This window comes from Neisseria sp. HMSC065D04 (genome assembly GCF_001815675.1).
GTDB lineage: Bacteria > Pseudomonadota > Gammaproteobacteria > Burkholderiales > Neisseriaceae > Neisseria.
Genome location: NZ_KV821474.1, coordinates 1 through 8,686 on the forward strand (window position 1 = coordinate 1; position 8,686 = coordinate 8,686).

Below are 8,686 nucleotides of genomic sequence, written 5' to 3' on the forward strand. Positions count from 1 at the left end.
AGTATTGTACCATTTTGTTTTTAATTGACTATATAACGAATGCAAACAAAAGCCTCTATACCTCCATTCTCCGACCAAAACTACAACCCGTAGCGTAGGCTTCGCCCACGCATTCCAAAAATACAAAAAGGTCGTCTGAAACCCAACTTTCAGACGACCTTTTTTCTAATCCCATCTACTTCATCGCAGCCTTCAACGCAAACGCTGCCAACAACGCCCCTAAGCGGAATTTTCGGGGGATGGCGAGTCCTGCCGTTTTATACAGGAGGCGTGTGCGGTTCAGTTCGCTACCCAAGTCCAGCAGCGTCATCAGTTTATCTGACTTGCGATCGTCCTGTTCTTTCCATTTTTGCTGTTTCATATGCGATGCCTCGATTCTCAGGCGAACCAACTTGGCTTCCAGTTGCAGCAGTTCGCGTGCTTCATCGCGTTCCGTTTTATTCATCGTCCTCTCCTTCCTGCATTTCTTGTCCGCGCAGGCAGGCAATGTCTGCCTTAATGTCCTGCAAGGTTGCGGCGATTTGGTTGTTTTGGCTGCGCCAGTCTTTTGCGACTTTTCCGAACAAGACCGCAATGACGATTAGGCTGACGATGGTAATCCCGAAGAATACCCATATCGCCGCGGTATCCGACAACACGCGGTTTAGTCCGAAAAGCAGACTGATGAATGCAATCAGCAGCAAGATGCCCGATACGACTAACCATATGATGATGCGGAACACGTTTTCCGCCTGCTCCGCCAAATCCAGATTCAAAATCTGCATCCGCAGCAAAAGCAAATCAATACCTTGATTCAGCAGCGTTTTTGTATGTTCGATATTTTGTCTGATGCCCATATTCCGATTTCCCTGATTGTTCCAAAACGGACAATCTGAAGGGTTTGGGGTCGTCTGAAATGTACTGACCCACATAAGGAAACGCCGCCGGAACAAGATTTCGGAAAATCATGTCCGGACGGCATTCATGTTTTACCGATTAGCGGCGGTTCAGCAATACGCCAACCACCAAGCCCGCCAGTGCGGCAAAGCCCATCGCGTAATAAGGTTTGTCGTGTACGGCTGCATCAGCTTGGCGTGCGCCGCGTTTGATACGGTCGCTTGCTTCATCGCTAAACTCTGCCAAACGTTTTTTGCCTTCTCTGAAACGCTCTTCTGCCTCTTCTTCAAATTCGTCGTATTTTTCACGCGCGCGGTCAGCGTGGTATCTGATTCGGTCGCCGGCTTCTTCTTGGAAGTCATGCAAACGATCCTTAGCAGCTTCAAGTTTCTCCCGCAATTTGGCTTTGGCTTTTTTACCCTCTTCTGAGCCGACTTCCACGCCTTTGCTGTACAGCTCTTCAACATCGCTCATCACGTCTTGGATGTCTTTCAACAAAGCTTCTTTGCGGGATTCAAAATCATGCTTTTTCATTACCTTCTCCTTGATGTCCATATGGGTGAAATAACAGATTATTCATCTGTTAATTGATTATAACCCCTTTACACTTCTTCGCAAGTCAATTCGGCTAAAGGTGGTTTGAAAACATGTAAAGATTAACGCGGAAGATAAAAAGGTCGTCTGAAAACTTTCAGACGACCTTTGGGCACCTTTAAAACTTTTCCGTCATGTAAACTGCTTCTTAGCGGAAGGGCTCCGTCCAAACAGCCTACCACTTTATTTTCAAGGCAACGGAGGCGTTACGCGGCTTGCCGTAAAAATTGCTGCGGGAGTTGGTGTAATAGCGTTTGTTGGTCAGGTTGCCGACGTTGACCGCCAGTGCGGCGTGTTTGTTGATTTTATAGCGCGCCATGACGTTCCATATCGAATAGGAAGGCTGCCACAGCGCTTTGGGTTTGTCGGAAACGTAATATTGCCCGTTGGAAAGACCATGCCCCCAAGGTTTGGGCTTGGTACCACTGACCCAGCGCATCCCCACCCCCATCGTCAGCTTGGGCGTAAAGTCGTAGCTGGTGAAGAATTTGAAGGTTTTATCCGGCGCGGTATAGGTGCCGCCGTACTCCAGATTCATGTCGTCCCCCAAGTCGTTGGACGAGTTGGGCGCGTCGTAAGGTTTGTCTATCTTCAGTTTGACAAAGCCTGCCTGCATCCGCCATTTCGGGGTAATCTGTCCGGCAAGGTTGATGTCGAAACCCCTGCTGGTATAGCCCTTGCCTGTGCCGTATTCCCAATCGCCTTGGAAGCACCACGGTTCGTTGCCGTTTTCCCCTCCGTATTTCCATTCGTAGCAACGTGAGCCTGTAGGTTCGAGCGTGGGGTAATTTTTCTGGGTCATGGTGAAGTAAGACAAGGCAAAATTCAGCCTGTCGTTCCACAAGCCGCCTTTAATGCCGACTTCTTTGGAATTGCCGGTAATCGGCGGCAGCCATCCGCCGCCTTCGCCATAGGCCGGCCTGTTCCTTAAGACGTTGTTGGTTTTCAGGATGCCGGTATAGCTGGCGTAGGCATTGATGGTCGGCGTCAGTTCTACAATCACGCCGCCGTACGGGACGAATTTGCGCACCGTATCGTGATACATACTGCTTTTATTGTAATCGGGGGCGTACCCTTCGTCGGGCATTTCAACCGTATCGTCTGTTATCACGTTGTTTTTGTTTTTGTAAAACGACCATTTCCCGCCCCCTTTGTTCCGCCATGTCAGCCAACGCCCACCTACCACCGCCGTCAGCCACCTGGCCGGCTTGAGTTTCAGGGCAAAATAGGGACCATATTGCTCCGAAGCCAAATGATCGCGGGAAATCAACCCGTCCGGTCCCAATTTTTTCTCCCAAGCCCGGTTGTACCCCAGCATGGGATAGCTGCCATTATTCCAGTAATCAAGCGGAATCGCCTGCCATAAATAGAAATTACGGTCTATCGGTTCTCCCGTCATGGCCGCAATACCTGTCGGTTTGGCATCATCGACATTCAATTCGCCGCTACTGCTGAAATTATAATCGTCCCTCGTCTGGGTATGGCGGATGCCGCTAAAACCGACAATAAACTGCTGATCCTGGTCAAAAAGTTTAAAACGGCTGTCCAGATGGATATCGAACGCCTTGTCGTCGTATTTGTCGCGTTCGCGGCCGAAATCATAAGTTGCTGCGTTAAATTGCGGCGCGTAGCCGTTTACCCCCATATCGCCGTAACGCAGATCGCTTTTGGTGCGGCTGCGGGTATAGGCAGTTTGCAGCTTGATATGGTCGTTGAAATGATGTTTGTATTCGGCAAACATATTGTCGCTGTTGGCTTTGTTAAACGCCCATTCCGCCCCGTTGTTGAAGCTCGGCGGAACGTCGCGGGCATCTATCCAATGCGTCGGGGAATCCCCCAATTCGAAATCATAATCCTGGGTAACTTTCGAATAACGCATCAACCCCTTAGTCGGCGCACCGGTGATGTTACGGTGCTGACGGCTGAAGCCAAACGTAAAGCTGTCTTTGTCAGTTGGCGTCCAATCGAATACAGTGTAGAAGGCATGGGATTTGCGTTTGATTCTGTCCATAAAGCTGTCGCCGTCCTCCCATGTTCCGACGACGCGGCCGCGCAGGGTTTGGGATTTGTTCAACGCACCGCCGTAATCGAATTCGACACGTTTGTTGTTCCAAGAACCGTATTTCAGGTTCAATTCCCCCGAGCTTTTCGCCATTGGGCGTTTGCGCACAAAATTGACGCTTGCCGCCGGATCACCCACTCCGGTGCTCAGCCCGTTCGAACCACGGATGATTTCCACCCTGTCGTAAAGATAGCTGTCCTGTGCGGCAATAAAGCGCGGCCCGCCGAGCAGGTATTTATTGGCCAGCACACCGTCAAGCTGGTAATTATCAACGGGGAAGCCGCGCGAATAATACTGTGCTTCGCCCATGCCGGTAACGGAGTCCTGCAAGACGGTAATACCCGGCGTTTCTTCCAGCACCTGATCAAGGTTCTGCAAATTCTGATCCTGCATCTGCTGCTGGGTGAAAACGGTTACACTTTGCGGGGTTTCTTTGAGTTTCAAGTCAAGCTTGGTGGCCGAGGTGCTGCCTTTGATGGTGTAGTTGCCATTACTCTGGGCGGGTGTATTTCTTGCCCCCTTTACGGTAATTTCGTTCAGATTGACTTTATCGGGTACAGTTTGAGCATATGCGGATGAAAATGCAAAAGCGATGACGATACTCAAACAGTTAGGCTGCCACAGGCTGTTCATAACTGCTCCTTAATGGGAAATGAATTCAGATATGAGTAAGGTCGTCTGAAAAAGTAAGATAGGAAGATGTTGATATGATTGATTTGTTTTTGAGAATGATTATATATTTAATAAAAATTAAAGATAACACTGCAAAGTATAGAATATCCGACAATTTATGTAGCTTATGCGACAATCTGTACGATATAGTGGATTAACTTTAAACCACTATAATCCACTATAACGCTGGAAACAAACACCTAACGAAATTTGCAGATTATGGCAAACCAAGTAAAAAGGTCGTCTGAAAACCTGTTTCCAAGTTTTCAGACGACCTTTCGGTTTTTCAGTCAAAACGACTAAGCGTTATTACGCCAAGCCTTTTGCTTTCAACACTTCCAGCATGGTACTGCCCAATTCGGCAGGGCTGCGGGTGTAGGCGATGCCGGCTTTTTCGAAAGCGGCGAATTTTTCTTCCGCAGTACCCTTGCCGCCGGAGATAATCGCACCGGCGTGGCCCATGCGTTTGCCTTTAGGAGCGGTCACACCTGCGATGTAGCCGACAACGGGTTTGGTTACGTTGGATTGGATGTATTCGGCTGCTTCTTCTTCCGCAGTACCTCCGATTTCACCGATCATGATGATGGCGTCGGTATCGGGGTCTTCTTGGAAGAGTTTCAACGCGTCGATTTGGTTCATGCCCGGAATCGGGTCGCCGCCGATACCGATACAGGTTGATTGACCCAAGCCCAGTTTGGTGGTTTGTGCCACGGCTTCGTAAGTCAATGTACCGGAACGAGAAATGATGCCGATGCGGCCGGGAGTGTGGATGTGGCCCGGCATAATGCCGATTTTGCACTCGCCCGGAGTAATCACGCCCGGGCAGTTAGGGCCGACCAAGCAGGTACCGTTGCCGTTGGTTTCCAAATAGCGTTTGGCTTTGAGCATGTCCAGAGTCGGCACGCCTTCGGTAATCACAACGACCAAGCCTACGCCGGAATCAACCGCTTCAACGATAGAGTCCAATACAAACGGAGCGGGAACGTAAATTACGGATGCGTCCGCGCCGGTTTCTTTAACCGCTTCTTTCATGGTGTTGAACACGGGCAGGTTCAGGTGGGTTTGACCGCCTTTGCCCGGAGTCACGCCGCCGACAACTTTAGTGCCGTAAGCCAGAGCTTGTTCGGAGTGGAAAGTACCGTTTTTACCGGTGAAACCTTGAACCAATACTTTGGTGTCTTTATTAATCAATACGCTCATTCTTTTCTCCTTAGGCGTTTACGGCTGCGACAATTTTTTCGGCTGCGTCATTCAGGCCGTCGGCGGAAGTCAGTTTCAGACCTGATTCGTTCAGGATTTTCGCGCCGAGTTCGGCGTTATTGCCTTCCAGACGGACAACGACAGGCACGTCAACGTTGATTTCTTTAACGGCTGCCACGATGGCTTCCGCAATCATGTCGCAACGGACGATACCGCCGAAGATGTTGATCAATACGCCTTTGACGGATTTGTCTTCGAGAATCAGTTTGAACGCTTCAACCACGCGCTCTTTAGTCGCGCCGCCGCCTACGTCGAGGAAGTTGGCAGGTTGGCCGCCTTTGAGTTTGATGATGTCCATGGTTGCCATCGCCAAACCTGCGCCGTTCACCATGCAGCCGATGTTGCCTTCCAGCGCAACGTAGTTCAGATCAAATTCGGAGGCTTTCAGCTCGCGTTCGTTTTCTTGGGATTTGTCGCGCAATTCGGCGATTTTCGGCAGGCGGTAGAGCGCGTTGCTGTCGATACCGATTTTGCCGTCCACGCAGGCTAGCGCGCCGTTTTCGCGGACTGCCAGCGGGTTCACTTCAAACAGAGCGAAGTCGTTTTCGACAAACGCTTTGTACGCGCCGGTCATCAGTTTGACGAACTCGTTGATTTGTTTGTCTTTCAAGCCCAGTTGGAACGCCACTTCACGCGCTTGGCAAGGTTGCAGGCCGACCAGCGGGTCAACGGTTACTTTGAAGATTTTTTCAGGGGTTTCGGCGGCAACTTTTTCAATTTCTACGCCGCCTTCAGTCGAAGCCATGAATGTGATGCGACGGGTAGAACGGTCAACCACCGCGCCCAAATACAGCTCGGTTTGCACCGGATACATGTCTTCGCAAACCAAAACGCTGTTGACCGGCTGACCGTTGGCATCGGTTTGATAAGTAACCAGATTGGTGCCAATCAGGCTTTCTGCCACTTCTTTGGCTTCTTCACGGCTTTTGACGACTTTTACGCCGCCCGCTTTACCGCGTCCGCCTGCGTGGACTTGCGCTTTGACGACGGCAAATTTGCCACCCAGTTTGTCGTAAGCGGCTGCGGCTTCTTCGCCGTTGTGCGCCAAAATACCGCCTTGCACGGGCAAGCCGTAGCCTGCCAGCAGTTCTTTAGCCTGATACTCGTGTAGATTCATGGATTTCTCCTTTAGATTAGTGGAATGCCCTGAGACTGCCTCTGAATGGCAACCCCGTGCGTTTCAGACGACCTTTCGGCGGTCGGAAAATCGTCGTTTCACTTGCTGAACGGCAACCACATCCGCGCAAGCAGATACATGATTGCGCCGCCGCCACCGAGGATAAAAAAGACGATGCCTTTTTTACGCGAATTCGGGCAGAGCAGGTAAACGGCAAGGCTGAAACTGATAAATAACAATGCCACGCGCCAAACCAATTCTTTGTCTTTGAAACGGTTGAGCGTATAAGTTTCGGTCATCATCACATACATCTGCCACAACGCGGCCATACACATGCTGATGATGCCCATCGGTATGAACAAGATACCGATTACTTCTTTATTCATAATCAAATGCTGTCTGTGAATGTGTCGCCGATTATATAGTAGATTCTGCTTAAATCGTCATTCCGACAAGAGAACAATGGCAACTGATACGCCCTATTTTCTCTCCATACCTATCGGAACATTGCTTCCAAACATTCATCTTTCCGAAAAGGTCGTCTGAAAAAGTTTCAGACGACCTTTTATGCTTTACTTGACCTTATCAGCCGTGCAAAGCGCGTTTGTCGGCGGCCAGTGCGGCTTCGTGAACCACTTCGGACAAGGTCGGATGGGCATGGATGATGCGGGCGATATCTTCGCTGCTGGCGAAGAATTCGAGCGCAGTGACGCCTTCAGTAACCAATTCGCTGACAACCGGGCCGATCATGTGTACGCCCAAGATGCGGTCGGTTTTGGCATCTGCCAACACTTTGACCGTACCTTTTGCCTTGCCCATTGCCAACGCGCGACCGTTTGCGCCGAAGCCGGAAGTGCCTTTTTTGTATTCCACGCCTTCGGCTTTGAGCTGCTCTTCGGTTTTGCCGACCCAGGCGATTTCGGGGTCGGTATAAATCACGAACGGTACGCTGTTGAAGTCGATATGCGGTTTCTGACCGGCGATGCGCTCAGCAACCGCCACGCCTTCGTCGCTGGCTTTGTGCGCCAGCATCGGGCCGCGAACCACGTCGCCAATTGCCCAAACATTAGGCAGGTTGGTGCGGCATTCGCCGTCCACTTTGATAAAGCCGCGCTCGTCTTTTTCCAAGCCGACGGCTTCGGCATTCAGACCTTTAGTATTCGGAATACGGCCGATGGCGACGATGAGCTTGTCGAAAACTTCGGTTTTGGCTTCGCCTGCGGCAGTTTGGTAGACAACGGATACACCTTTGCCTTCAGATTTGATGTCGCCGATTTTCACGCCCAGCTCGATGTTCAAGCCCTGCTCTTTGGTGAAGTATTTGAAGGCTTCTTTGGCGATTTGCTGGTCGGCGGCGGCAAGGAAGGTCGGCATGGCTTCGAGGATGGTAACTTGCGAACCGACGCGGTTCCACACCGAACCCATTTCCAAACCAATCACGCCAGAACCGATGACGCCCAGTTTGGCGGGCACTTCTGTCAGGTTCAATGCGCCTTCGTTGTCCAATACGTTTACATTGTCGATGGCAACCTGCGGCAGCGGACGCGGCACGGAACCGGTCGCCACGATAACGTGTTTGGCTTCGATAACGGTTTTTTCGCCTTTGTTATCGACTTCGATTTGGTAAGCATCACCGTTTTTGCCGGCAAATGAAGCCGTACCAAACAGGCTGGTTACTTTATTTTTTTGGAACAGAAATTTCACGCCGCCGGTGAGCTTGGTTACGATGGCGTCTTTGCGTGCAATCATTTTCGCCGCGTCGAATTTGATGTCGCCGACGCTGATGCCGTGTTCGGCAAAATCATGCTGCGCGGCATGGAAATGTTCGCTGGATTGCAACAGGGCTTTGGAAGGAATGCAGCCGACGTTCAGGCAGGTACCGCCCAGCGCGGGCGCATCGCCTACTTTGTTGACGCCTGCATCGACACAGGCGGTTTTAAAACCCAGTTGGGCGGCGCGGATGGCGGCAACATATCCGCCGGGGCCTGCGCCGATGACTACTACATCGTATTGAGACATGTGAAAAATCCTTTGTTTGACATTTTTGCCGCAGGAAAACCTTCGGCAGCGGTATAGTGGATTAACTTTAAACCAGTACAGCGTTG

The 8,686-nt window shown here is 50.8% G+C and carries 7 protein-coding genes and 1 pseudogene; all 8 read right to left on the reverse strand.

The window, feature by feature from the left end; translation table 11 throughout:
* Positions 1–175: 175 nt before the first annotated feature.
* The 8 genes and pseudogenes from HMPREF3050_RS01455 to lpdA all read right to left on the reverse strand — a co-directional run bounded on the left by HMPREF3050_RS01455 (position 176) and on the right by lpdA (position 8,600).
* Positions 176–445, reverse strand: a complete 270-nt coding sequence (locus HMPREF3050_RS01455; protein ID WP_019270317.1) for a hypothetical protein — start codon at positions 443–445, stop codon at positions 176–178.
* Entirely contained in the window at positions 438–836 is a 399-nt protein-coding gene (locus HMPREF3050_RS01460) for a phage holin family protein (RefSeq protein ID WP_070773204.1), read from the reverse strand. The genes HMPREF3050_RS01455 and HMPREF3050_RS01460 overlap by 8 nt, the downstream gene beginning before the upstream one ends.
* 139 nt (positions 837–975) lie before the next feature.
* Positions 976–1,410: an ElaB/YgaM/YqjD family protein gene (locus HMPREF3050_RS01465; RefSeq protein ID WP_070773205.1), complete on the reverse strand. Its 435-nt coding sequence runs from the start codon at positions 1,408–1,410 to the stop codon at positions 976–978.
* A gap of 235 nt (positions 1,411–1,645) precedes the next feature.
* Positions 1,646–4,165 carry a TonB-dependent siderophore receptor gene (locus tag HMPREF3050_RS01470; protein WP_070773206.1) on the reverse strand — a complete coding sequence of 840 codons (2,520 nt, stop codon included), beginning with the start codon at positions 4,163–4,165 and terminating at the stop codon, positions 1,646–1,648.
* Positions 4,166–4,513: 348 nt separating this feature from the next.
* Positions 4,514–5,404, reverse strand: coding sequence for a succinate--CoA ligase subunit alpha (sucD, locus tag HMPREF3050_RS01475; protein ID WP_070773207.1), 891 nt, complete (start codon positions 5,402–5,404; stop codon positions 4,514–4,516).
* Positions 5,405–5,414: 10 nt separating this feature from the next.
* A pseudogene (gene sucC, locus HMPREF3050_RS01480) lies at positions 5,415–6,584 on the reverse strand (ADP-forming succinate--CoA ligase subunit beta); the annotation flags it as partial.
* Between the two features lie 95 nt (positions 6,585–6,679).
* Positions 6,680–6,967: a hypothetical protein gene (locus tag HMPREF3050_RS01485; RefSeq protein ID WP_003755543.1), complete on the reverse strand. Its 288-nt coding sequence runs from the start codon at positions 6,965–6,967 to the stop codon at positions 6,680–6,682.
* Positions 6,968–7,166: 199 nt separating this feature from the next.
* The gene (lpdA, locus tag HMPREF3050_RS01490) at positions 7,167–8,600 is read right to left on the reverse strand and encodes a dihydrolipoyl dehydrogenase (RefSeq protein WP_070773208.1); all 1,434 of its coding nucleotides are present in this window, start codon (positions 8,598–8,600) and stop codon (positions 7,167–7,169) included.
* Positions 8,601–8,686 lie beyond the last annotated feature (86 nt).